Below are 21,374 nucleotides of genomic sequence, written 5' to 3'. Positions count from 1 at the left end.
CCCTACCGGCCGGTCATATTCCGGTCAGCCCCGTCTCGGCTTTCGGTCGCTTCCCGGTCTGCCGGGCCGCGACGGCCAGTGCGCAACAGCACAGCACACCCGCCACTCCGGCCCCGGCCACCGCCGTACGCACCCCCACCGTCTGCGCCGCCACACCGGCCAGCGCCATGCCGACGCCCTGCACGGTCATCAGGCCGGCGTGCAGCACGGTCATGGCCCGCCCGCGCAGCTCCTCCGGCACGGCCCGCACGAACCACTGGTCCAGGCCCAGCGTGTACGCCGACCCGGCCCCGGACAGCAGCAGGAGCACCAGGGAGGCGGCCAGTCCGGGGCGCAGGGCGAAGCCGAGGTACGGCAGCAGGGTCAGGCACAGCAACGGGAGGGCGATGCGTTCGCGCGCCCTGGGCCCCAGCCTGGCGCCGGCGAACAGTTCGCCGGCCACCGTGCCGACGGGCAGCGCGCACATCAGCAGCCCGAGGCCCGCCGAGCCGCTGCCCAGCTCGTCGGCGTACGGCGCCGCCAGCGCCTCGGGTACGACCGAGAACGCCGCCGGGATCCAGAACACGAGCAGCAGGACGCGCACGCGGCGGCCGGTCAGCCGCGCGCGCGGGCCGGACGCAGTGTCCGCGCCCTGGCGCGCGCGGGCGGGGCGGTGCCGGGTGCCGCAGCGCAGCAGTGTGGCGGAGGCGAGGAAGGTGCCGACGGTGATCAGCAGGGCGTGGCGCGGGCTGACGGCGGTCAGCAGCAGACCGCCGAGGCCGTAGCCCACGAGCAGGGCGCTCTGGGCGACGATCCGCAGCAGGGAGCGGCCGAGCACGAACAGGTCGCCCTCGCCGAGGACGTCGGCCAGCGTGGCCATGCGGGTGCCGGCGAACACCGGCGAGACGACGGCGAGCGCGCAGCGCAGCGCGAGCAGCAGCCCGATGCCGGTGCCCGGAGCCGTCATCAGGGCCACACAGCAGGCGCACACCGCATCGCAGACGACCAGCACGCGCCGGGCCGGGAAGCGGTCGGCGACGGGCGCGAGCAGGGTGCCGCCGACGGCGTACGGCAGGAAGCCCAGCGCGAAGGTGAGCGCGCTCAGCAGGGGCGAGCGGGTGAGGTCGTAGACGAGGACGGAGAGCGCGATCTCGCTGACGATCACGCCGAGCATGGACAGGATGTGCGCGGCGAAGACGGCCCGGAACTCGGGCACGGCGAAGACACGGCCGTAGCCGGCGGACGCCGGGGCGGCCTGGGTGGGTGCGGACATGGCGGTCAGCGTGCCCGGGGACGCACCGGCAGCCGTAGAGTTTCGGCTCCAGCCGAATCTTCGAGGGGGTGCGTATGCCGTCGCGGCTGCACTTCGGCGACGACGACTTCCTGCGCTGCCGGTTCGCGATCTCCCCGCTGTGGGAGACGCACGAGGCGGTGCGGACGCTGAAACGGCCCGACCGGCACGCCTATCAGGCGCCCTGGCTGCGGCGGATCAGACAGGCGGCGGCCGGGCTCGACCTGGCCCCGCTGTGGCTGCTGATGCCCCGGCGGGGGCACGCGCCGGACTGGCTCGGGGCGCCGCCGCTCGGGCCGGCCGCCACGTTCGAGGAGGAGATCGCGGCCGTACGGGCGTCCGATCCGGAAGCGGCCCGCGAGGACACCGCCCTCTCCCTGGCCTGCACACCCGGCGCGCCGGAGTCGCCCCAGGGCCGCGCCTGGCTCGCGGACCCGGCCCGGATGGTCCAGGAGCTGGCGGACGCCGTGGAGGAGGCCTGGCGGGTGCTGATCGCCCCGGACTGGCCCCGGCTGCGGGCGCTGCTGGAGGCGGACGTGGCCTTCCACTCCCGCCGCCTGGCCGAGGTGGGCCTCGGCACGCTGCTGCCCGAGCTGGACACCCGCCTGTCCTGGGACGGCCGCACGCTGACGCTCGCGGGGCACGGCGAGCACGCCCGCGCCCTGGCCGGCCAGGGACTCGTGCTGATGCCGAGCGTGTTCTCGTGGCCCGACGTGGTCACCGGCTTCGAGCCCCCGTGGCAGCCGACGCTGGTCTACCCGGCCCGGGGGATCGCCGGCCTGTGGACGGAGTCGGGCGGACGGACGCCCAAGGCCTTGGTACGGCTGCTGGGCCGCAACCGGGCCGAGGTGCTGACCGCGCTGGACGAACCGGCGACCACCACGGCCCTGGCCCACCGGCTGGGGCTGGCGCCGTCGTCGGTGTCGGCCCACTTGGCGGTGCTACGCGAGGCGGGCCTGCTGACGGCGCGCCGTTACGGCCACCAGGTCCTGTACGAACGGACACCGCTGGGCATGGCACTGACGGCAGGACAGCCGGCCTGAAGGGGCGCGGGGCTGTATCGCTATGCGGCTCCGCCGCGTGGGCGCGACCAGCCACGGCGCATCCGCACCCCGCAGCGCCCCCACCCCTCACGTGACCGGAACCGCCTCCAGCCGGCGCAGCACCCGCGGCGTACGCGCCTGGGTGACCGGCGCCCGCAGACACCGCCGGGCGGCGGGCGTCCCGGCCAGCGGCGCCTTGAGGACCGCGAGCGACCCGGCGAGCACCAGCACCAGCGGGCACAGATAGGCCACGGTGTCGGCGAAGGACCCGAAGAGCCGCAGCAGCGACTCCAGCCCCAGCCCGGTCAGACACACCGTGAGGACGAGCGCACGGACCACCAGCTCGACGATCCAGTTGACCAGGGCCCGCTCGGGAGTGATCCCGCGCTCCAGCCACAACCGGAGCCGGTCGAACGACCACCCCGTGGCCCAGCCGGTCAGCGGCCGCAGCACCAGGCGGTCCGCGAGCGCCCCGAACGCGCCCCCGCGGGCGCGGTACGCGTACCCGGTGAGCAGGCGCACGCCCTGCGCGTCGGGCACGTAACGCCAGTAGGCGCTCGCCTCGGCGATCGGGGAGAGCGGGTGCGAGGAGGAGAAACGCAGGGCGCACACGCGCGTGCCGTCGGGGCGGTCCCTCTCGCCGGCGGCGACGCCGGTGCCGGGCACGGTGAGGAGCGGCAGCACGCGCCAGGCGCAGGTGAAGCGCCGGGGCTCGCCCGGCACGCCCGGCAGGGGGGCGATGGACCTGAAGCGGAGGTCCCAGCGCAGGCGCGTGGCGGGGTCCTGGGTGCGCGCCCACAGCTCGTCGAGGTCGGCGCGTATGTGTGTCTCCCGGTAGAGACCCATGGTGTTGTTCCCCCAGGCCAGAACGCGAAGTCGAGCGATCGCTCGGATGATCAGGAGGGGAACGTACACCTCCCTGGGCGACCGCTCAAAAGGGGGCCGACTACTGCGCCAGGTGCCGCTCGACGGTCTCGACCTTGGAGGTCAGTCCGTCGGTCACGCCGGGGCGGATGTCGGCCTTGAGGACGAGCGACACGCGCGGGGCGCGTGCCTCCACGGCGGCGACGGCGCGCCTCACGACGTCCATGACCTCGTCCCAGGTCTCGCCCTCGATGGAGGTGAACATCGCGTCGGTGCGGTTGGGCAGGCCCGACTCGCGGACCACGCGGACGGCGTCGGCGACGTACTCCCCCACGTCCTCGCCGACGCCCAGCGGCGTCACGGAGAAGGCGACGATCATGCGTTCACGACTCCTTCCTTGCGGGCGCGGGCCGCGATGACGGCGTCCTCGGCCTCGCGGCGCAGCTTGCGCTCGGCGAAGAAGCCGCCGGTGGGCAGCACCGAGAGGACGAAGTAGAGGAGACCCGTCCTCAGCGGCCACTTGGCGCGGTTCCAGGCGTCCGCCCAGAAGATCACGTACAGGATGAACAGGACGCCGTGGACCGCGCCCATGACGGGGACCGCGTTGAAGTCCGTGGTCCGCTTCAGTACCGAGCAGACGAGGAGGACCAGGAAGGACACGGCCTCCGGGGCCGAGACCAGGCGGAGGCGGCGGAGGGCGGTGGCGGTCTTGATGTCCACGGATCACCTTCGGTGGGAGTGTTCGCGACGGTCTGCGGTTACGGTCCGTCGGTGGCGGGCTGCCGTTTGTGAACGCACGCACAAGCGTTCCACCATTGAAGCAAACCGCGGCCCTAGGGGTCAGCTCAGGGTCGGTGTCCACCCACGGGCCCTGTTCCGTCCACCCTCGGCGCCGCTACTTTCGCTCCGTGGCGATGTTCCGACTTCAGGGCAGCAAGGTGCTCGCCGTCGACATGACCGGGGACGCCGTGAAGGCGAAGAACGGCTCGATGGTCGCGTACGACGGGCAGATGAGCTTCAAGAAGCTGAGTGGTGGCGGGGAGGGGCTGCGCGGGATGGTGACCCGGCGGCTCACCGGCGAGCAGATGACGGTGATGGAGGTGAAGGGGCACGGCACGTGCTGGTTCGCGGACCGAGCCTCGGAGATCAACCTGGTCGGCCTCCAGGGCGACAAGCTGTACGTGGAGTCGAGCAACCTGCTGGCGACCGACGCGGGGCTGCGTACGGGCACGACGTTCACGGGGCTGCGCGGCGCCTCGCAGGGCAACGGCCTGTTCACGACGACCGTCGAGGGGCACGGGCAGGCGGCGATCATGTCCGACGGGCCGGCGGTGGTGCTCCGGGTCAGCCCGCAGTACCCGCTGATCGTCGACCCGGGTGCCTACATCGCCCACCAGGGTGACGTCCGGCAGTCCTTCCAGTCCGGAGTGACGTTCCGCACGTTCTTCGGGGAGGGCGGCGGCGAGGCCTTCCAGATCCGCTTCGAGGGCGACGGGCTGGTGTACGTGCAGCCGAGCGAGCGGAACACGATCGCGGGGGATCTGTAGCCATGGCGTTCCGGGAGATCAACTCGAAGATGGTCGAGGCGACCGTGCTGCCCGGGCAGCGGCTGTTCAGTCAGCGCGGGGCGATGCTCGCCTACAAGGGTGACGTGTCCTTCACCCCGAACATCCAGGGCGGCCAGGGCGGGCTGATGTCCATGATCGGGCGCCGGGTGACGGGCGAGGCGACCCCGCTGATGACCGTCGAGGGCAGCGGCACCGTCTTCTTCGGGCACGGCGGCCACCACGTCCACGTCATCCACCTCACCGGCGACACCCTCTACGTCGAGGCCGACCGCCTGCTCGCCTTCGAGGGCACGCTCCGGCAGGGCACGATGTTCATGGGCTCGCAGGGCGGCGTGATGGGCCTGGTCCGGGGCCAGGTCACCGGGCAGGGCCTGTTCACCACCACCCTCCAGGGCCAGGGCTCGGTCGCCGTGATGGCGCACGGCGGCGTCTTCGAGCTCCCGATCACCCCCCAGCGCCCGGTGCACGTCGACCCGCAGGCCTACGTCGCCCACCACGGCGAGGTCCGCAACAAGCTGTCCACCGCGCTCGGCTGGCGCGAGATGGTGGGCCGCGGCTCCGGTGAGGCCTTCCATCTGGAGCTGAGCGGCAACGGCACGGTGTACGTCCAGGCGTCGGAGGAGAAGCTGTGAGCGCGTACGCAGGCACGTACGGCACCCCGGGCGGCCCGGTGGTGTACGACCCGATGACGCTGCCCGCCGACGACAACGTGAACAGCTACACGTTCTGCGTCGAGCTCAAGAGCGGGCAGTGGTTCCTGCAGAAGGGGAAGATGATCGCCTACTACGGGGCGATCGAGTTCAACGGCATCGGGCACGGCCGACTCGACCGACTTGTCCGCACCTCGTTCCATTCGCCACTGCACGCGAGCGACTGGGTCGTGGCGACGGGCTCGGGCAAGATGCTGCTGGCCGACCGGGCCTTCGACGTCAACTCCTACGACCTGGACGACGGGAACCTGACCATTCGCGCGGGCAACCTGCTCGCTTTTCAGCCAAGTCTCGCGCTCAAGCAATCGATCGTGCCGGGTTTTCTGACCCTCATCGGAACCGGAAAGTTCGTCGCCGCATCTAACGGTCCGGTGGTGTTCATGGAACCTCCGATCCGGGTCGACCCGCAGGCGCTCGTCGGGTGGGCCGACTGCCCGTCGCCGTGCCATCACTACGACCACGGCTATCTGACGGGTGTACTGGGCGGTCTACGTGCGATGACGGGCCTCGGCGGGGTATCCGGGGAGGAGCACCAGTTCGAGTTCGTGGGCGCCGGAACCGTCCTGTTGCAGTCGACGGAGGCCCTCATGGAGGAGACGGCGACGGGTGTCGTGCCGTCCGAACCGGGGGTACCCGGGGGTGGCGGAGCGGCACCGGGCGGACACGGTCGGCAACCATCGGAGGGACCGCGCCTTCCCGGACAGCTGGGAGACCTCCAGCGCCGCTTCGGGCTGTGAGCGGTAGTCTGCGGAGGGTGACATCGAACGCGTGCGCATAGTCACACCATCCCAAGTAGTTCGCCATTCAACTTCTTAGGTAGACTTCATTCATGGAGACCGAGACGGCCACGCGCTGGCTGACCGATGCGGAGCAGTGCGCCTGGCGCACCCACCTGGAGGTCAACAGGCTGTTGACGTACCAGCTGGAGAAGGATCTGCAGCCGTTCGGCCTGACTATGAACGACTACGAGATCCTCGTGAACCTGTCCGAGTCGGACGACGTACGCATGCGGATGAGCGACCTCGCCTCGGCGACCCTGCAGTCCAAGAGCCGGCTGTCGCACCAGATCACGCGGATGGAGAACGCGAACCTGGTGCGCCGTGAGAACTGCGAGTCCGATCGGCGGGGGTTGTACGCCGTGCTCACCGAGCATGGCATGGAGACGATGAAGAAGGTGGCACCCCACCACGTCGCATCCGTGCGCCGGCACTTCATCGATCTGCTCTCGCCGGAGGCGTTGACGGAACTGGACAAGGCCCTGAAGCCGATCGCCGAGCATCTGAGGGGGCAGCGGGGGCGTCCCTGACCCTGCCGGGGGAACCGCGCCCGCGCCCCGCAAGGGGCGCGGGGCTGTGTCGACGTGCGGCTTCGCCGCGATGGGGGTCCCCCCGCTCGAGCGAAGTCGAGAGTGGGGGAGCGATCAGCCACCGGAGACCCGCGCCCGGCGACGGCGGCACACCGCCGCGGCGGGCAGCACGGCCACCGCTCCCGCCAGCACGAAACACACCCCCAGGGGCACCCGTCCGATCAGCGCCCCCGTCACCATCGCCCCCGCCGAACTCCCCGCGTTCACCCCGGTATTGACCCAGGCGCTCGCCTGGGTGCGGGCGCCCTCGGGTGCCGCCTCGTCGACCACGAGGTACGCCGTCGTGAGGGCGGGGGCGATGAACGCTCCGGCGAGTCCCATGACCCCGGCGAGGGTCCACAGCCCGGGCGCCAGGCCCGCCACCGCGACCACCAGCCCGAGGGACAGCGCGAACCAGCACAGGCGGACCCGGGCCGGCGCCCGCCAGCGGACCGCTCCGTTGACCAGCCCGCCCACCGCACTGCCCGCCGAGAGCGCGCCCAGCACCCAGGGCACCACGGCGGTGTCGTACGAACGCCGCGCGGCGAAGGCCATCACCAGCAGCTCCACTGCGCTGAGAGCCAGTCCCACACCCGTGGCCACGGCGACCGGCGCCGACAGGCCGGAGAGGGTGCCGCGCCTCGTCCCCGGGGCGGCGCCGCGGGGGCCGGGCATCGCCGGGGATGTGACGAAGACGCAGGTACCGCCCACGATCAGCAGCGCGCTCAGCAGGATCCCGGCAGCCGGCGGGGCCCAGCCGGTGAGCACGCCGACCAGGACCGGACCGGAGACGTACAGCAGTTCCTCGGCGACGCCGTCCAGGCTGTAGGCGCGGGCCAGCATGCCCGGCCCGGGGGCCAGTGCGGCCCACACCGCGCGCATGGTCGGCCCCAGCGGAGGCGCACACGCGCCCGCGAGGGCCGCCGCTGCGGCGACGGCCTGCGGCGGTGCTCCGGGGCGCCAGGTCAGGGCGGCCAGGAGGCACAGCAGGGCGCCGTAGAGCACGGACATGGGCAGCAGGGCCCTGCGCGCCCCGTGCCGGTCGATCAAGGCCGCCCTGAACGGCATCAGGAAGACCGTGGCGGCGCCGAACAGGGAGAGCACGGCGCCGGAGACGGCGTAGGAGCCGGTGGCCCGGGTGACGGAGAGCAGCGCCGCCAGGGAGACCGTGCCGTAGGACAGTCGGGCGGTGAGGGCGGCGGCGAAGGTGCGGCGCGCGTGCGGCAGGCGCAGTACGGCGGCGTACGAGGGCCGCGCAGGGGCATGCGTGGACATGCTGATGTTCCTCTGGTGGAGGCGGAAGAGGGGACACCGAGGGGCGCGAGGGCCTTGAAGTCGGCCTCGCGTCCGGTGTGCGCTCTACGCCAAGGTGAGGAACATGCCCGTCAACTTACCAGCGCTCTCGCGGGGTTGGCGACCCGCTCAGCCCTGCGTCAGGCCCGCCACCAGCTCGTCCGCCGCGCGGTAGGGATCCAGTTGCCCCGCGACGATGCGCTCCGCGAGCGCGCTGAGGCGGCGGTCGCCGTGCAGGTCGCCGATGCGTTCGCGCAGGGCCGTCACCGCGATGGTCTCCACCTCGCGGGCCGCTCGGGCCTTGCGGCGCTCCGCGAGGACACCGCGCTCCTCCATCCACGCGCGGTGCTTCTCCAGGGCCTCCACCACCTCGTCGACGCCCTGGGCGCGGGCCGCGACCGTCTTCACGATCGGCGGGCGCCAGTCGCCGGGGCCGCGGGACTCGCCGAGGCCCAGCATGTGGTTCAGTTCGCGGGCCGTGGCGTCGGCGCCGTCCCGGTCCGCCTTGTTGACGACGTACACGTCGCCGATCTCCAGGATGCCCGCCTTCGCCGCCTGGATGCCGTCGCCCATGCCCGGGGCCAGCAGCACCACGCTGGTGTCCGCCTGGGAGGCGATCTCGACCTCCGACTGGCCTACGCCGACCGTCTCGACCAGGACCACGTCGCAGCCCGCCGCGTCCAGCACGCGGATCGCCTGCGGCGCCGCCCAGGCCAGGCCGCCCAGGTGGCCCCGGGTGGCCATGGAGCGGATGTAGACGCCCGGGTCGGAGGCGTGCTCCGACATGCGGACGCGGTCGCCGAGCAGGGCGCCGCCGGAGAACGGCGAGGACGGGTCGACGGCCAGGACGCCGACCCGCTTGCCCTGCTTGCGGTACGCCGTGACGAGCGCGGAGGTGGAGGTCGACTTGCCGACACCCGGGGAGCCCGTCAGACCGACCACATAGGCGTTGCCGGTCAGCGGGGCCAGGGCCGCCATGACCTCCCTGAGCTGCGGGGACGCCCCCTCCACGAGGGAGATCAGCCGGGCCACGGCCCGCGGCCGGCCTTCCCTGGCCTGGGCCACCAGAGAGGAGACGTCCTGCATCAAACAGCTCCGTTCAGTTCACAGACGTATCGGACGCGTAGTACGAGAATGCCTACGCCTTCGGTACCCGCACGATCAGCGCGTCACCCTGGCCGCCGCCACCGCACAGCGCGGCCGCGCCGGTGCCGCCGCCGCGCCGCTTGAGCTCGAGGGCCAGGTGGAGGACGAGCCGGGCGCCGGACATGCCGATCGGGTGGCCCAGTGCGATCGCGCCGCCGTTGACGTTCACCTTTTCCGTGGACACGCCGAGGTCCTTCATTGACTGCACGGCGACCGCGGCGAAGGCCTCGTTGATCTCGATGAGGTCGAGGTCGGAGACCTCCAGGCCCTCCTTCTTGAGGGCCTGCAGGATCGCGTTGGACGGCTGCGACTGCAGGCTGTTGTCCGGGCCCGCCACGTTGCCGTGCGCGCCGATCTCGGCGAGCCAGCTCAGGCCCAGCTCCTCGGCCTTGGCCTTGCTCATCACGACCACGGCGGCCGCGCCGTCGGAGATCTGGGAGGACGAGCCGGCGGTGATCGTGCCCTCCTTGCTGAAGGCCGGGCGCAGCTTGCCCAGGGACTCGACCGTGGTGTCGCCGCGGATGCCCTCGTCCTTGCTGAACAGGACCGGGTCGCCCTTGCGCTGCGGGATCTCCACCGGGGTGATCTCGGCCTCGAACAGGCCGTTCTTCTGCGCGGCGGCGGCCCGCTGGTGGGACAGGGCGGCGATCTCGTCCTGCTCGGCGCGGCCGAGGCCGAGGCGGGTGTTGTGCTTCTCCGTGGACTCGCCCATGGCGATGCCCTCGAAGGAGTCGGTCAGGCCGTCGTGGGCCATGGCGTCGACCATCTGGACCGCGCCGTACTTGAAGCCCTCGCGGGACTTCGGCAGCAGGTGCGGGGCGTTGGTCATGGACTCCTGGCCGCCGGCCACGACGATGTCGAACTCGCCGGCGCGGATCAGCTGGTCGGCGAGGGCGATGGCGTCGAGGCCGGAGAGGCACACCTTGTTGATGGTGAGCGCCGGGACGTTCATCGGGATGCCGGCCTTCACGGCGGCCTGGCGGGCCGGGATCTGTCCGGCACCCGCCTGGAGTACCTGGCCCATGATCACGTACTGCACCTGGTCGCCGCCGATCCCCGCACGGTCGAGGGCGGCCTTGATCGCGAAGCCGCCGAGGTCGGCTCCGGAGAAGGACTTGAGCGAGCCGAGCAGTCGTCCCATGGGGGTGCGCGCACCCGCGACGATCACCGAGCTGTTCGTTCCAGAAGGCATGAGCTGCGATCCCCTTACCGGCCTGCCCAGGCCGAGGAGTGAACGAGGGTTTACTTCGAATGTACTGATGGCACTCCGTGCCGTCATCGGCCTGTCAGTGTGATCGCTCGCACGTTGCGTAACCACGGCCGTGGCGCTGCACTGAATCCATGCTGACGCGAATCGACCACATCGGGATCGCCTGCCACGACCTCGACGCGACCGTCGAGTTCTACCAGGCCACCTACGGCTTCGAGGTGTTCCACACCGAGGTCAACGAGGAGCAGGGCGTGCGCGAGGCCATGCTCAAGATCAACGAGACCTCGGACGGCGGCGCCTCCTACCTCCAGCTGCTCGAGCCGACCCGCGAGGACTCCGCGGTCGGCAAGTGGCTGGCGAAGAACGGCGAGGGCGTCCACCACATCGCCTTCGGCACGGCGGACGTGGACGGGGACGCCGCGGACATCCGCCAGAAGGGCGTGCGCGTGCTCTACGACGAGCCACGACGCGGCTCCATGGGGTCGCGGATCACCTTCCTGCACCCCAAGGATTGCCATGGCGTGCTCACAGAACTGGTCACTTCGGCCCCTGTTGAGTCCCCTGAGCACTGACCCCCGTACATATGGGCCGGTAGGGTTGGGGGCGGTCGTCCCCGAAAGCGGGGGACGACCGTTCCGGGGTCCGGGTTTCGGGGGACGAGCGTCGGGGCAGCAGCCCGTGCTCCGCCGTTGATCTGACACCATTCCCCGGGGGCCCCGTTCGGCGGATGGACGGAGCTCGTTGGAGAAGCTGACCAGGGGACGGATGGGACCGCGCAGTGCGGGGCTACGAGAGCCAGGAGCGAGAGCCGGCGGCTGACGTCGACCACCTCTCTCGGTTCGAGGCCGAGATGAAGCGGCTGAAGACCGAGCGGGAAAAGGCGATCCAGCACGCCGAGGACCTCGGCTACCAGGTCGAGGTGCTGCGCGCCAAGCTGCACGAGGCGCGCCGCACCCTGATGACCCGGCCCGCCTTCGACGGCGGTGACATCGGCTATCAGGCCGAGCAGCTGCTCCGCAATGCCCAGATGCAGGCCGATCAGCTGCGCCAGGACGCCGAGCGGGAGCTGAGCCAGGCCCGCGCGCAGACCCAGCGGATCCTGCAGGAGCACGCCGAGCAGGCCGCCCGGCTCCAGGCGGAGCTGCACCAGGAGGCGGTGACCCGGCGCCAGCAGCTCGACCAGGAGCTCGCCGAGCGCCGCGCCACCGTCGAGTCGCACGTCAACGAGAACGTGGCGTGGGCCGAGCAGCTGCGCGCCCGCACCGAGCAGCAGGCCCGCCGCCTGCTGGACGAGTCCCGCGCCGAGGCCGAGCAGGCGATGGCCGCCGCCCGCGCGGAGGCCGAGCGGCTGACCCGGGAGGCCCGCGAGCGGCTGCAGAGCGACGCCGAGGCGGCCTGCGCGGAGGCCGAGCAGCTCCTGCGCCGCGCCCGCACGGACGCCGAGCGGCTGCTGAACGCCGCCTCCACGCAGGCCCAGGAGGCCACCGACCACGCCGAGCGGCTGCGCACCGACGCGGCCGGCGAGTCGGACTCCGCCCGCCGGCAGGCCGCCGAGCTGAGCCGGGCCGCCGAGGAGCGGATGGCGGCGGCCGAGGAGGCGCTGCGCAAGGCGCAGGCGGAGGCCGAGAAGCTGCAGACGGAGGCCGAACAGGCCGCCGCCAAGACCCTCGCGAACGCCGAGGCCGCGGGCGAGGCGCGCACGCGTACGGCGAAGGAGCAGGTCGCCCGGCTGGTCGAGGAGGCCACCAAGGAGGCCGAGCAGACCAGGACCGAGGCCGAGCAGCTGGTCGCGGACGCCCGTGCCGAGGCCGAGAAGATCGTCGCCGAGGCCGCCGAGAAGGCCCGCACGGTCACCGCCGAGGAGAGCGCGACCCAGCTGTCGAAGGCGGCCAGGACCGCCGAGGACGTGCTCAACAAGGCCTCCGAGGAGGCCAAGCGCACCACCAAGGCAGCCGCCGAGGAGGCCGAGCGGATCCGCACCGAGGCGGAGGCCGAGGCGGACCGGCTGCGCGCCGAGGCGCACGACATCGCCGAGCAGCTCAAGGGCGCGGCGAAGGACGACACCAAGGAGTACCGCGCCAAGACGGTCGGGCTGCAGGAGGAGGCCCGCCGGCTGCGCGGCGAGGCCGAGCAGCTGCGCGCCGACGCGGTCGCCGAGGGCGAGTCGATCCGCGCGGAGGCCCGCCGGGAGGCGGTCGCGCAGATCGAGGAGGCGGCCAGGTCCGCCGAGGAGCTGCTGGCCAAGGCCAAGGCGGACGCCGACGAGCTGCGGCAGACCGCGACCACCGACAGCGAGAAGGTCCGCACCGAGGCCATCGAGCGGGCCACCAGCCTGCGCCGGCAGGCCGAGGAGACCCTGGACCGGGCCCGCAAGGAGGCCGAGCGGCTGCGCGCCGAGGCCGACGAGCAGGCCGAGTCGGTCAAGGCGGGCGCCGAGACGGCCGCGCGCGAGCTGCGCGAGGAGACCGAGCGCGCCGTCGAGGCCCGCCGCGCCGAGGCCGCTGGGGAGCTGACCCGGCTGCAGACCGAGACGCGGGACCGGCTGGAGTCGGCCGAGCAGGCGCTGACGGAGGCCCGTGAGGAGGCCGCCCGGATCCGCCGCGAGGCCGCCGAGGAGACCGAGCGGCTGCGCGCCGAGGCGGCCGACCGGATCCGCACGCTTCAGCAGCAGGCCGAGGCCGAGGCCGACCGGCTGCGCACCGAGGCCGCGTCCGACGCGTCCGCCTCGCGCGCCGAGGGCGAGGCCGTCGCCGTACGGCTGCGCTCGGAGGCCGCCGCCGAGGCCGAGCGGCTGAAGGCGGAGGCCCAGGACACCGCCGACCGGGTGCGCGCGGAGGCGCAGGCCGCCGCGGAGCGGCTCGGCACCGAGGCGTCCGAGACGCTGGCCGCCGCCCAGGAGGAGGCCGTCCGGCGCCGCCGTGAGGCCGAGGAGACCCTCGGTTCCGCGCGGGCCGAGGCCGACCAGGAGCGCGAGCGGGCCCGCGAGCAGAGCGAGGAGCTGCTGGCCGTAGCGCGGGGGCGCGTGGAGGAGGCGCAGGCCGAGGCGACCCGGCTGGTCGAGGAGGCCGACCGGCGCGCCACCGAGATGGTGTCGGCCGCCGAGCAGCACGCCCAGCAGGTGCGGGACTCCGTCGCCGGGCTGCACGAGCAGGCGCAGGAGGAGATCGCCGGGCTGCGTTCGGCCGCCGAGCACGCGGCGGACCGTACGCGGCGGGAGGCCGAGGAGGAGGCGGACCGGGTCCGCGCCGACGCCTACGCCGAGCGGGAGCGGGCGAGCGAGGACGCCGCGCGGATCCGGCGCGAGGCGAACGAGGAGTCGGAGGCCGCAAGGGCGCTGGCCGAGCGTACGGTCGCGGAGGCGATGGAGGAGGCCGAGCGGCTGCGCTCGGACGCCGGCGAGTATGCCCAGCGGGCGCGTAGCGAGGCCTCGGACGCGCTCGCCGAGGCCGACCAGGCCGCCGCCCGTACCCGCGCGGACGCCCGCGAGGACGCCAACCGGATCCGCTCGGACGCGGCGACGCAGGCGGACACCCTCATCACCGAGGCCCGTAACGAGGCCGAGCGGCTGCAGACCGAGACGATCGCGGAGGCCGAGCGGCTGCAGACGGAGACCGCCGCCGAGGCCGAGCGGGTGCGCGCGGAGGCCCTGGCGGCCGCCGAGCAGCTCATCGGGGACGCCACCGGCGAGGCCGAACGGCTGCGCGCGGAGGCCGCCGAGACGGTCGGCTCGGCGCAGGCGCACGCCAAGCGGGTGCGGGCGGAGGCCGAGCAGCTCAGGGCGGACGCGGAGGAGGCGGCCGAACGGCTCCTCAACTCCGCCCGCGAGGAGGCCGAGCGGACTCTGGACGAGGCCCGCAAGGACGCCAACAAGCGGCGTTCGGAGGCGGCCGAGCAGGTCGACACGCTCATCACCGAGACCACGGCCGAGGTCGACAAGCTGCTCAGCGAGGCACAGGAGCAGGCGCTGAAGACCACGGCGGACGCCGAGTCGCAGGCCGACACGATGGTCGGCGCGGCCCGCAGCGAGGCCGAGCGGATCGTCTCCGAGGCCACGATCGAGGGCAATTCGCTGGTGGAGAAGGCCCGCACGGACGCCGACGAGCTGCTGGTCGGTGCCCGCCGGGACGCGACCGCGATCAGGGAGCGCGCGGAGGAGCTGCGCGACCGCATCACCACCGAGATCGAGGAGCTGCACGAGCGGGCCCGGCGCGAGGCCGCCGAGACCATGAAGTCCACCGGCGACCGCTGCGACGCCCTGATCAAGGCCGCCGAGGAGCAGCTGGCCAAGGCGGAGGCGAAGGCCAAGGAGCTGGTGTCGGAGGCGAACTCCGAGGCGGGCAAGGTGCGCATCGCCGCCGTCAAGAAGGCGGAGGGGCTGCTCAAGGAGGCCGAGCAGAAGAAGGCCAGCCTCGTCAGGGAGGCCGAGGAGCTCAAGGCCGAGGCGATCCGCGAGGCCCGGCGCACGGTCGAGGAGGGCAAGCGCGAGCTGGAGCTCCTGGTGCGCAGGCGCGAGGACATCAACGCGGAGATTTCACGCGTCCAGGACGTCCTGGAGGCGCTGGAGTCCTTCGAGGCCCCGACGGCCGGCAAGGAGGGCTCGGTCAAGGCCGGCGCGACGGTGGGAGCCCCCCGATCGGGTGGCAAGTCGTCAGACGGCTAGTGTGAACGGTGCGTTCCGGTAGCGTCTGGGGGCTTTTGCCCGAGTCGGTTGGCAAGCCGTCCGGCGGTCAGCCACCCAAAAGAGGTGTCATTCTCCGGATCAAACACGTATCCGCTCGATGACACACCGCTTCGGCCCCTAGGATTCCACCTATCACCTCACCGGTCTCATTGACAGGAACCCCATGAGCGACACTTCCCCCTACGGCTTCGAGCTTGTGCGGCGTGGGTACGACCGCGCTCAGGTGGACGAACGTATCTCCAAGCTCGTCTCCGACCGTGACAGCGCTCTCGCCCGCATCACCGCCCTGGAGAAGCGCATCGAGGAGCTCCACCTCGAGACGCAGAACGCCCAGGCCCAGGTCACCGACGCCGAGCCGTCGTACGCGGGTCTCGGTGCCCGGGTCGAGAAGATCCTGCGCCTGGCCGAGGAAGAGGCCAAGGAGCTGCGTGAGGAGGCCCGGCGGGCGGCCGAACAGCACCGCGACCTCGCCGAGTCCGCGGCCCAGCAGGTGCGCAACGACGCCGAGTCCTACGCCGCCGAGCGCAAGGCCAAGGCCGAGGACGAGGGCGTCCGGATCGTCGAGAAGGCGAAGGGCGAAGCCGCCCAGCTGCGTTCCGAGGCCCAGAAGGACGCGCAGTCCAAGCGCGAGGAGGCGGACGCCCTCTTCGAGGAGACCCGCGCCAAGGCCGCGCAGGCCGCCGCCGACTTCGAGACGAACCTCGCCAAGCGCCGCGAGCAGTCCGAGCGCGACCTGGCCTCGCGTCAGCAGAAGGCCGAGAAGCGGCTGGCGGAGATCGAGCACCGCGCCGAGCAGCTGCGCCTGGAGGCCGAGAAGCTGCGCACCGACGCCGAGCGCCGCGCCCGCCAGACGGTGGAGACGGCCCAGCGCCAGGCCGAGGACATCGTGGCCGACGCCAACGCCAAGGCCGACCGGATCCGCTCGGAATCCGAGCGCGAGCTCGCCGCGCTGACCAACCGCCGCGACTCGATCAACGCCCAGCTGACCAACGTCCGGGAGATGCTGGCGACGCTGACCGGTGCGGCTGTCGCTGCCGCGGGCACGCCCGGCGACGACGAGCCCATTTCCCGTGGGGTGCCGGCGCAGCAGACCCGGTAACCCGCCCCCTCGGTGCGCTTGCGAAGCCCCCTGCCTTCAAGTGGCAGGGGGCTTCGTGCCGTTTTAGCGTGGCGGCATGATCGAGCTGGAGGGGCTGACCAAACGCTACGGCGAGAAGGTGGCGGTCGACGGACTCACCTTCTCGGTCAGACCTGGCATCGTCACCGGGTTCCTCGGGCCCAACGGGGCCGGGAAGTCCACCACCATGCGGATGATCCTCGGACTCGATCACCCCACCGCCGGCGACGTCCGGATCGACGGCAGGCACTACGACCAGCTCAAGGACCCGCTGACGTACATCGGCGCGCTGCTGGACGCCAAGGCCGTGCACGGCGGGCGCAGCGCCTACAACCATCTGCTGTGTCTCGCGCAGAGCAACGGGATCCCGCGATCCCGGGTGGCGCAGGTGCTGGACACCGTCGGGCTCACCGCCGTGGCGCGGAAGAAGGCCAAGGGGTTCTCGTACGGCATGGGGCAGCGGCTGGGGATCGCGGCGGCGCTGCTCGGGGATCCGCGGATCCTGATGTTCGACGAGCCGGTCAACGGGCTGGACCCGGAGGGCATCCACTGGATCCGGAACCTGATGAAATCGCTGGCCGCGCAGGGGCGGACGGTGTTCGTCTCCAGCCATCTGATGAGCGAGATGGCGCTGACCGCCGATCATCTCGTCGTCATCGGCCAGGGGCGGCTGCTCGCGGACACGTCCATGGCCGACTTCATCCGGCAGTACGCGCGCAGTTACGTCCGGATCCGCTCTCCGCAGCGCGAGCGGCTGCTCGATCTGCTGCACGAGGACGGGATCACCGTCGTGGAGGCGGGCGGGGGCGCACTGGAGGTGGAGGGTGGCAAGGCCGAGCGGATCGGTGAAGTGGCGGCGCGGTACGGGATCGTGCTGCACGAGCTGAGCCCCCGGCAGGCCTCGCTGGAGGAGGCGTTCATGCAGCTGACGGCGCAGGCCGTGGAATACCACGCGCACTCAGGGCCCGGGGGCTCCCCGCGGGACTGGGGCGCCGACTGGAAGGGAGCCTGACGTCCATGGCAGCGGTGAAGGTCATCCGGTCCGAATGGACCAAGATCCGGTCGGTGGCGTCCACGGTGTGGACACTGTCGCTGGCCGTGGTGGTCACGATTGCCCTCGGAATGCTCATCTCCGCGCTCTCCCGGAACCAGTTCGACTCGATGACGGTGCAGGACCGGCTGTCGTTCGATCCGACCTATGTCAGCTTCGCGGGCATGAGCCTGGGCCAGCTCGCCATGATCGTGTTCGGTGTGCTGGTCGTCTCCAACGAGTACAGCACCGGCATGATCCGGGTCTCGCTGGCCGCCGTACCGCAGCGCGCCACCTTCCTGTTCGGCAAGATCGCGGTGGCCGGCGCGCTCGCCCTGGTGGTCGGCATGGCCACGAGCTTCGCCGCGTTCTTCCTCGGCCAGGCGATGCTCGGCCCGCACGGGGCGCGGCTCGGCGACCCGGGCGTGCTGCGCGCGGTCATCGGCGGCGGGCTCTATATGACGCTGATCGCGATGTTCTCCATGGGCGTCGCCGCGATGCTGCGCTCGCCGATGCTGTCGCTCGGCATCCTGATGCCGTTCTTCTTCCTGATCTCCAACATCCTCGGCAACGTCGACGCCACGAAGAAGATCGGCCGGTTCCTGCCGGACCAGGCGGGCAGCCGGATCATGCAGGTGGTCCCGACGGCCGACGACACGCCGTACGGGCCCTGGGGCGGGCTCGGGATCATGGTGCTGTGGGTGATCGCGGCGCTCGCCGGTGGGTACGCCCTCCTCAAGCGCAGGGACGCGCAGTAGACGTTCCGGTCACTCGTCGTAGTGTTCTGGCTTTACCGTCATTTGGGCGGAACCGTCAGCGCCTCGATATCCTCCTAACCCTTACGGGGGCGGGTCCCCGCTGTCCTGAACCTTTCGATGGGTGCGGAGCATGATCGAGGCTGTCGGCCTGACCAAGCGCTACGGCGACAAGACCGCCGTGTACAACCTTTCCTTCCAGGTGCGGCCGGGTGCCGTCACCGGCTTCCTCGGGCCGAACGGCTCGGGCAAGTCGACGACCATGCGGATGATCCTCGGCCTGGACAACCCCACGTCCGGATCGGTGACGATCGGCGGCTACCCGTACCGCAAGCTGCCCAACGCGCCCCGCCAGGTCGGCGCGCTGCTCGACGCCAAGGCCGTGCACGGCGGCCGGACCGCCCGCAACCATCTGCTGAGCCTCGCCCAGCTGTCGGGCATCCCGGCCCGCCGCGTGGACGAGGTGCTCGGCGTGGTCGGCCTGCAGGACGTGGCGCGCAAGCGCTCCAAGGGCTTCTCGCTGGGCATGGGCCAGCGCCTCGGCATCGCCGCCGCGCTGCTCGGCGACCCGCAGGTGCTGCTGTTCGACGAGCCGGTCAACGGCCTCGACCCCGAGGGCATCCTCTGGGTCCGCAACCTCATGAAGGCCCTGGCGGCCGAGGGCCGTACGGTCTTCGTCTCCTCGCACCTGATGAGCGAGATGGCGCTGACCGCCGACCACCTCATCGTCATCGGGCGCGGCCAGCTGCTCGCCGACATGAGCGTGAGGGACTTCATCTCGGCCAACTCCGCCGACTTCGCCCGGGTGCGCACCCCGGACACCGAGCCGCAGCTGCGCGAGAAGCTCAGCACCACGCTCACCGAGGCGGGCGGCCATGTGCTGCCGGAGCAGGACGGCGCGCTGCGCGTGACCGGGCTGCCGCTGCCCCGGATCAGCGACCTCGCGCACGAGGCGGGCGTCCGGCTGTGGGAGCTGTCGCCGCACCAGGCCTCGCTGGAGGAGGCGTACATGCGGATGACGCAGGGCGCCGTCGACTACCGCTCGACCGTCGACCAGAAGGCGGGCCTGCAGCAGCCGCTGCCGCCGGGCGCCCAGCCGCCCATGCCGGTGCCCGGCCAGGGCCAGCCCGGCTGGTACGCCCCGCCGCCGCCCCAGCAGGGCGGCCAGCCGTTCGCCATGCCCCAGGGACCCGCGGGACCGTACGGCGGCCCGCAGCCGGCGGCTTACGGCACTCCCGGCGCCCCGGGCCCCGGTGCTCCCAACCCGTACGCGCAGCCGGCCCAGCAGACCCCGCAGGCCCAGGCGCCGGGTGCGCCGTCGGCTCCGGCCGCCTCGCAGGCCCAGCCCGGCGCTCCGGCCCCGGCCGCCGCCGCACCCGCACCGCCCGCGCCGCAGCAGGCGCCCGCCGCCGCTCCCCCGGCCACCGCACCCGCCGACCTGACCAAGCCCGAGGACGCCCGATGAGCACCCACCAGCCCCCGATGCCGCAGGCCCCTGCCGCGCCCGACTGGCAGGCGGCGCCCGGCGGCTCGTACCCCGCCTACACCTCGCCGATCCCGGTCGTGCGCACCCACCTCGGACACGCGCTGGCCTCCGAGTGGACCAAGATCAAGTCGGTGCGGTCGACGATGTGGACGCTCGGCGTGTTCGTGGTCCTCGTCCTCGCCATCGGCCTGATGGCCGGCTCGGTGGTCAAGTCCAACTCCAGCCCGGAGACCCTGTCGGACCAGAACCCCCTCCAGTTCGGCTTCTTCGGCCTGCTGTTGGGCAGCATGTGCATCATCACGCTCGGCGTGCTGACCACGGCCTCGGAGTACGGCACCGGCATGATCCGCACGACGATGGTCGCGTGCCCGAGCCGGGGCCGGGTGCTCGCCGCGAAGTCGGTCGTGTTCTTCGCCGTCGCCTTCGTCGTCACCCTGGCCACGTCCGGCCTCATGGCCATGATCCACGCGTCCATGCTGAACGGCGTCGGCGGCGCGCGTACGCCCTCCGGCGGCGACTGGCTGAAGGCGACCGTCGGCATCAGCCTCTACATCGCGCTGCTCGGGCTGTTCTCGCTGCTCATCGGCTCGATCATCCGGCACTCCGCGGGCGCCATCACCATCATGATCGGCGCGGTCCTGGCCCCCCTGGTGATCGCCCTGTTCATGGCCTCCCAGTCGCTGTCCAAGGTGCGGGAGTGGCTGCTGGAGTACTCCATCCCGAGCCAGATGAGCTGCTTCTACGACAACTCCCTGAGCAGCTCCGGCCCCACGGGCTGGGACCCCCTGTGGATCATGCTGGGCCTCTCGGCGGCCGCGTTCGCCGGCGCGTACGCGCTGCTGGAGAAGCGGGACGTGTGAGCGTCTCTGATCAGCTAAGTGGACCTATGCGAACCGTAAGGTCTGGCAAGGGTTCTGCCCATCTGGGCGGGGATGCGTGAGCGTGGAGGTGGAATCCCGCGCCCAGTGCTGCTCCGCGTGGCCGGTGTCGGCTGGTGGTGGGTGTGCTGATCGTGGTCACGCCCTGGTGCCGGTGGGCTGCGCGGGGCAGCCGGGTCCGGTCCGTTGGTGCGTGTCCCTCCGGACGCTGGCCGGCACGGCCGAGGGGCCGGGTCGGGGAGGGAACCTCACGTCGCCTGGGCGTGGGGCGGTTGGTTCGTGGCCGGGTGGGGCCGGTCTTCGACCGGTCCGTCCGGTGGGTCTTCGGGCCGGCGGTGATGACGGCCTTGGCCTCCATCGTGTCCACCACGGCGCGGATCAGCATGGTGCCGCTTGGGCGGTCCACGACGGTCTTGGTCTGGTGGGCAAGACCGCGTGCCGCGATCCGCTGCCAGGCCCCTTGGTCGCGGTCGCCCTGCCACCCGCACTGCTGGCTGGGGCAGATGGCCCACTTCCAGCCCGGCATGGTGGGCCGGTCGGGGGCCTTGCGATGCCGCAGCGCAGTGAGGCAGTGGGGGCAGTGCTTGGAGGTGTTTTGTGGCGGCACGGTGACCACGGCGATGCCGGCTTCGGCGGCGAGGTGGCGCATGCGGTCGGTGATCTGCCCGCGCACTGTCTGCGAGAGGCGGGTGTTGTGGGTGCGGCCCATGCCGCCTGCTTCCATCGACCGCAGGTCTTCCAGGTAGATGACCGTGGCCCCGGCCGCGACGGCTTGGTCCACGGCCCAGCGGGCAGCGGCCCAGGCAAGGGCGTCGTTGAGGTTCGAGCGGCGCGCCGAGACGCGCCGGATCTCCTCCTCCAGGATGGCGTTCTTGCCGTTCAGGGCGGGGTCGGCGAGCCGGTCGTAGTGGCCGGTCCTGGCGTGCAGGCGCTCCGAGATCCGCCGGAGCCGGTACTGCTTGGCGAGCACGCCGGCGG

At 72.2% G+C, this 21,374-nt stretch carries 20 protein-coding genes; 12 read left to right on the top strand and 8 right to left on the bottom strand.

Annotation, left to right across the window (positions count from 1 at the left end; genetic code table 11):
* Positions 1 to 13: 13 nt before the first annotated feature.
* Positions 14 to 1,252 carry an MFS transporter gene (locus ACIBJF_RS38935; RefSeq protein WP_399181166.1) on the bottom strand — a complete coding sequence of 413 codons (1,239 nt, stop codon included), beginning with the start codon at positions 1,250 to 1,252 and terminating at the stop codon, positions 14 to 16.
* 74 nt (positions 1,253 to 1,326) lie between these two features.
* Between ACIBJF_RS38935 and ACIBJF_RS38930 the strand changes: the two genes are divergently transcribed.
* Positions 1,327 to 2,313 (top strand): DUF5937 family protein, encoded by a 987-nt coding sequence (locus ACIBJF_RS38930; RefSeq protein ID WP_399181164.1) that lies wholly within the window; start codon positions 1,327 to 1,329, stop codon positions 2,311 to 2,313.
* Positions 2,314 to 2,400: 87 nt separating this feature from the next.
* Here the strand turns inward: ACIBJF_RS38930 and ACIBJF_RS38925 are convergent, their stop codons facing one another.
* From ACIBJF_RS38925 to ACIBJF_RS38915, 3 genes are all read right to left on the bottom strand, one after another.
* Positions 2,401 to 3,159, bottom strand: coding sequence for a hypothetical protein (locus tag ACIBJF_RS38925; protein ID WP_399181162.1), 759 nt, complete (start codon positions 3,157 to 3,159; stop codon positions 2,401 to 2,403).
* Positions 3,160 to 3,259: 100 nt separating this feature from the next.
* Positions 3,260 to 3,556: an MTH1187 family thiamine-binding protein gene (locus tag ACIBJF_RS38920; RefSeq protein WP_399181160.1), complete on the bottom strand. Its 297-nt coding sequence runs from the start codon at positions 3,554 to 3,556 to the stop codon at positions 3,260 to 3,262.
* Entirely contained in the window at positions 3,553 to 3,897 is a 345-nt protein-coding gene (locus ACIBJF_RS38915; RefSeq protein ID WP_356310293.1) for a DUF3817 domain-containing protein, read from the bottom strand. Before ACIBJF_RS38915 ends, ACIBJF_RS38920 begins: the two co-directional genes overlap by 4 nt.
* 194 nt (positions 3,898 to 4,091) lie before the next feature.
* Between ACIBJF_RS38915 and ACIBJF_RS38910 the strand changes: the two genes are divergently transcribed.
* The 4 genes from ACIBJF_RS38910 (at position 4,092) to ACIBJF_RS38895 (ending at position 6,761) form a co-directional block, all read left to right on the top strand.
* A complete protein-coding gene (locus ACIBJF_RS38910; RefSeq protein ID WP_351800234.1) occupies positions 4,092 to 4,724 on the top strand; it encodes an AIM24 family protein in 633 nt (210 codons plus the stop codon).
* A 2-nt stretch (positions 4,725 to 4,726) separates the two neighbouring features.
* Positions 4,727 to 5,377, top strand: coding sequence for an AIM24 family protein (locus tag ACIBJF_RS38905; protein WP_399181158.1), 651 nt, complete (start codon positions 4,727 to 4,729; stop codon positions 5,375 to 5,377).
* A 53-nt stretch (positions 5,378 to 5,430) separates the two neighbouring features.
* Positions 5,431 to 6,192: an AIM24 family protein gene (locus ACIBJF_RS38900; protein ID WP_399181197.1), complete on the top strand. Its 762-nt coding sequence runs from the start codon at positions 5,431 to 5,433 to the stop codon at positions 6,190 to 6,192.
* A 92-nt stretch (positions 6,193 to 6,284) separates the two neighbouring features.
* Complete coding sequence (locus ACIBJF_RS38895) at positions 6,285 to 6,761, top strand: MarR family winged helix-turn-helix transcriptional regulator (RefSeq protein ID WP_071376406.1); 477 nt, start codon at positions 6,285 to 6,287, stop codon at positions 6,759 to 6,761.
* A gap of 114 nt (positions 6,762 to 6,875) precedes the next feature.
* On the opposite strand, the gene ACIBJF_RS38890 is transcribed toward ACIBJF_RS38895, so the two are convergent.
* The 3 genes from ACIBJF_RS38890 to ACIBJF_RS38880 form a co-directional block, all read right to left on the bottom strand.
* Entirely contained in the window at positions 6,876 to 8,075 is a 1,200-nt protein-coding gene (locus tag ACIBJF_RS38890) for an MFS transporter (RefSeq protein WP_399181155.1), read from the bottom strand.
* 147 nt (positions 8,076 to 8,222) lie between these two features.
* Entirely contained in the window at positions 8,223 to 9,179 is a 957-nt protein-coding gene (meaB, locus tag ACIBJF_RS38885) for a methylmalonyl Co-A mutase-associated GTPase MeaB (RefSeq protein WP_399181153.1), read from the bottom strand.
* A gap of 52 nt (positions 9,180 to 9,231) precedes the next feature.
* On the bottom strand, positions 9,232 to 10,431 hold the full coding sequence (locus tag ACIBJF_RS38880) for an acetyl-CoA C-acetyltransferase (protein ID WP_399181151.1): 1,200 nt from the start codon (positions 10,429 to 10,431) through the stop codon (positions 9,232 to 9,234).
* A 149-nt stretch (positions 10,432 to 10,580) separates the two neighbouring features.
* Here ACIBJF_RS38880 and mce point away from each other — a divergent pair, with 149 nt between their 5' ends.
* The 7 genes from mce to ACIBJF_RS38845 all read left to right on the top strand — a co-directional run bounded on the left by mce (position 10,581) and on the right by ACIBJF_RS38845 (position 20,378).
* Positions 10,581 to 11,021 (top strand): methylmalonyl-CoA epimerase, encoded by a 441-nt coding sequence (gene mce / locus ACIBJF_RS38875; RefSeq protein ID WP_351800017.1) that lies wholly within the window; start codon positions 10,581 to 10,583, stop codon positions 11,019 to 11,021.
* Positions 11,022 to 11,227: 206 nt separating this feature from the next.
* The gene (gene scy, locus ACIBJF_RS38870) at positions 11,228 to 15,109 is read left to right on the top strand and encodes a polarized growth protein Scy (protein ID WP_399181149.1); all 3,882 of its coding nucleotides are present in this window, start codon (positions 11,228 to 11,230) and stop codon (positions 15,107 to 15,109) included.
* A gap of 184 nt (positions 15,110 to 15,293) precedes the next feature.
* Positions 15,294 to 16,229, top strand: a complete 936-nt coding sequence (locus tag ACIBJF_RS38865; RefSeq protein WP_351800012.1) for a cellulose-binding protein — start codon at positions 15,294 to 15,296, stop codon at positions 16,227 to 16,229.
* 76 nt (positions 16,230 to 16,305) lie between these two features.
* The gene (locus ACIBJF_RS38860) at positions 16,306 to 17,259 is read left to right on the top strand and encodes an ABC transporter ATP-binding protein (RefSeq protein WP_399181147.1); all 954 of its coding nucleotides are present in this window, start codon (positions 16,306 to 16,308) and stop codon (positions 17,257 to 17,259) included.
* A gap of 5 nt (positions 17,260 to 17,264) precedes the next feature.
* Positions 17,265 to 18,035 (top strand): ABC transporter permease, encoded by a 771-nt coding sequence (locus ACIBJF_RS38855; RefSeq protein ID WP_399181145.1) that lies wholly within the window; start codon positions 17,265 to 17,267, stop codon positions 18,033 to 18,035.
* A gap of 130 nt (positions 18,036 to 18,165) precedes the next feature.
* Positions 18,166 to 19,497: an ABC transporter ATP-binding protein gene (locus ACIBJF_RS38850; RefSeq protein WP_399181143.1), complete on the top strand. Its 1,332-nt coding sequence runs from the start codon at positions 18,166 to 18,168 to the stop codon at positions 19,495 to 19,497.
* Entirely contained in the window at positions 19,494 to 20,378 is an 885-nt protein-coding gene (locus tag ACIBJF_RS38845; RefSeq protein WP_399181141.1) for an ABC transporter permease subunit, read from the top strand. Before ACIBJF_RS38850 ends, ACIBJF_RS38845 begins: the two co-directional genes overlap by 4 nt.
* A 10-nt stretch (positions 20,379 to 20,388) precedes the next feature.
* Here ACIBJF_RS38845 and ACIBJF_RS38840 read toward each other — a convergent pair.
* The coding region (locus ACIBJF_RS38840) for a zinc ribbon domain-containing protein (RefSeq protein WP_399181139.1) at positions 20,389 to 21,374 on the bottom strand (986 nt) is incomplete at its 5' end.

The organism is Streptomyces sp. NPDC050743, from assembly GCF_044456925.1.
Taxonomy (GTDB): domain Bacteria; phylum Actinomycetota; class Actinomycetes; order Streptomycetales; family Streptomycetaceae; genus Streptomyces.
Note: the sequence above shows the minus strand (reverse complement) of the source record. Positions and strands in the feature narration are given on the sequence as shown.

What these genes read in the sequence shown, in the direction of transcription:
- ACIBJF_RS38910 (WP_351800234.1), top strand. Translation starts at nt 4,092, where the DNA reads ATGTTCCGACTTCAGGGCAGCAAGGTGCTCGCCGTCGACATGACCGGG.
- ACIBJF_RS38860 (WP_399181147.1), top strand. Translation starts at nt 16,306, where the DNA reads ATGATCGAGCTGGAGGGGCTGACCAAACGCTACGGCGAGAAGGTGGCG.
- ACIBJF_RS38925 (WP_399181162.1), bottom strand. Translation starts at nt 3,159, where the DNA reads ATGGGTCTCTACCGGGAGACACACATACGCGCCGACCTCGACGAGCTG.
- ACIBJF_RS38920 (WP_399181160.1), bottom strand. Translation starts at nt 3,556, where the DNA reads ATGATCGTCGCCTTCTCCGTGACGCCGCTGGGCGTCGGCGAGGACGTG.
- mce (WP_351800017.1), top strand. Translation starts at nt 10,581, where the DNA reads ATGCTGACGCGAATCGACCACATCGGGATCGCCTGCCACGACCTCGAC.
- ACIBJF_RS38850 (WP_399181143.1), top strand. Translation starts at nt 18,166, where the DNA reads ATGATCGAGGCTGTCGGCCTGACCAAGCGCTACGGCGACAAGACCGCC.
- ACIBJF_RS38890 (WP_399181155.1), bottom strand. Translation starts at nt 8,075, where the DNA reads ATGTCCACGCATGCCCCTGCGCGGCCCTCGTACGCCGCCGTACTGCGC.
- ACIBJF_RS38895 (WP_071376406.1), top strand. Translation starts at nt 6,285, where the DNA reads ATGGAGACCGAGACGGCCACGCGCTGGCTGACCGATGCGGAGCAGTGC.
- ACIBJF_RS38845 (WP_399181141.1), top strand. Translation starts at nt 19,494, where the DNA reads ATGAGCACCCACCAGCCCCCGATGCCGCAGGCCCCTGCCGCGCCCGAC.
- ACIBJF_RS38865 (WP_351800012.1), top strand. Translation starts at nt 15,294, where the DNA reads ATGAGCGACACTTCCCCCTACGGCTTCGAGCTTGTGCGGCGTGGGTAC.
- ACIBJF_RS38880 (WP_399181151.1), bottom strand. Translation starts at nt 10,431, where the DNA reads ATGCCTTCTGGAACGAACAGCTCGGTGATCGTCGCGGGTGCGCGCACC.
- ACIBJF_RS38905 (WP_399181158.1), top strand. Translation starts at nt 4,727, where the DNA reads ATGGCGTTCCGGGAGATCAACTCGAAGATGGTCGAGGCGACCGTGCTG.
- ACIBJF_RS38935 (WP_399181166.1), bottom strand. Translation starts at nt 1,252, where the DNA reads ATGTCCGCACCCACCCAGGCCGCCCCGGCGTCCGCCGGCTACGGCCGT.
- ACIBJF_RS38930 (WP_399181164.1), top strand. Translation starts at nt 1,327, where the DNA reads ATGCCGTCGCGGCTGCACTTCGGCGACGACGACTTCCTGCGCTGCCGG.
- ACIBJF_RS38900 (WP_399181197.1), top strand. Translation starts at nt 5,431, where the DNA reads ATGACGCTGCCCGCCGACGACAACGTGAACAGCTACACGTTCTGCGTC.
- ACIBJF_RS38855 (WP_399181145.1), top strand. Translation starts at nt 17,265, where the DNA reads ATGGCAGCGGTGAAGGTCATCCGGTCCGAATGGACCAAGATCCGGTCG.
- meaB (WP_399181153.1), bottom strand. Translation starts at nt 9,179, where the DNA reads ATGCAGGACGTCTCCTCTCTGGTGGCCCAGGCCAGGGAAGGCCGGCCG.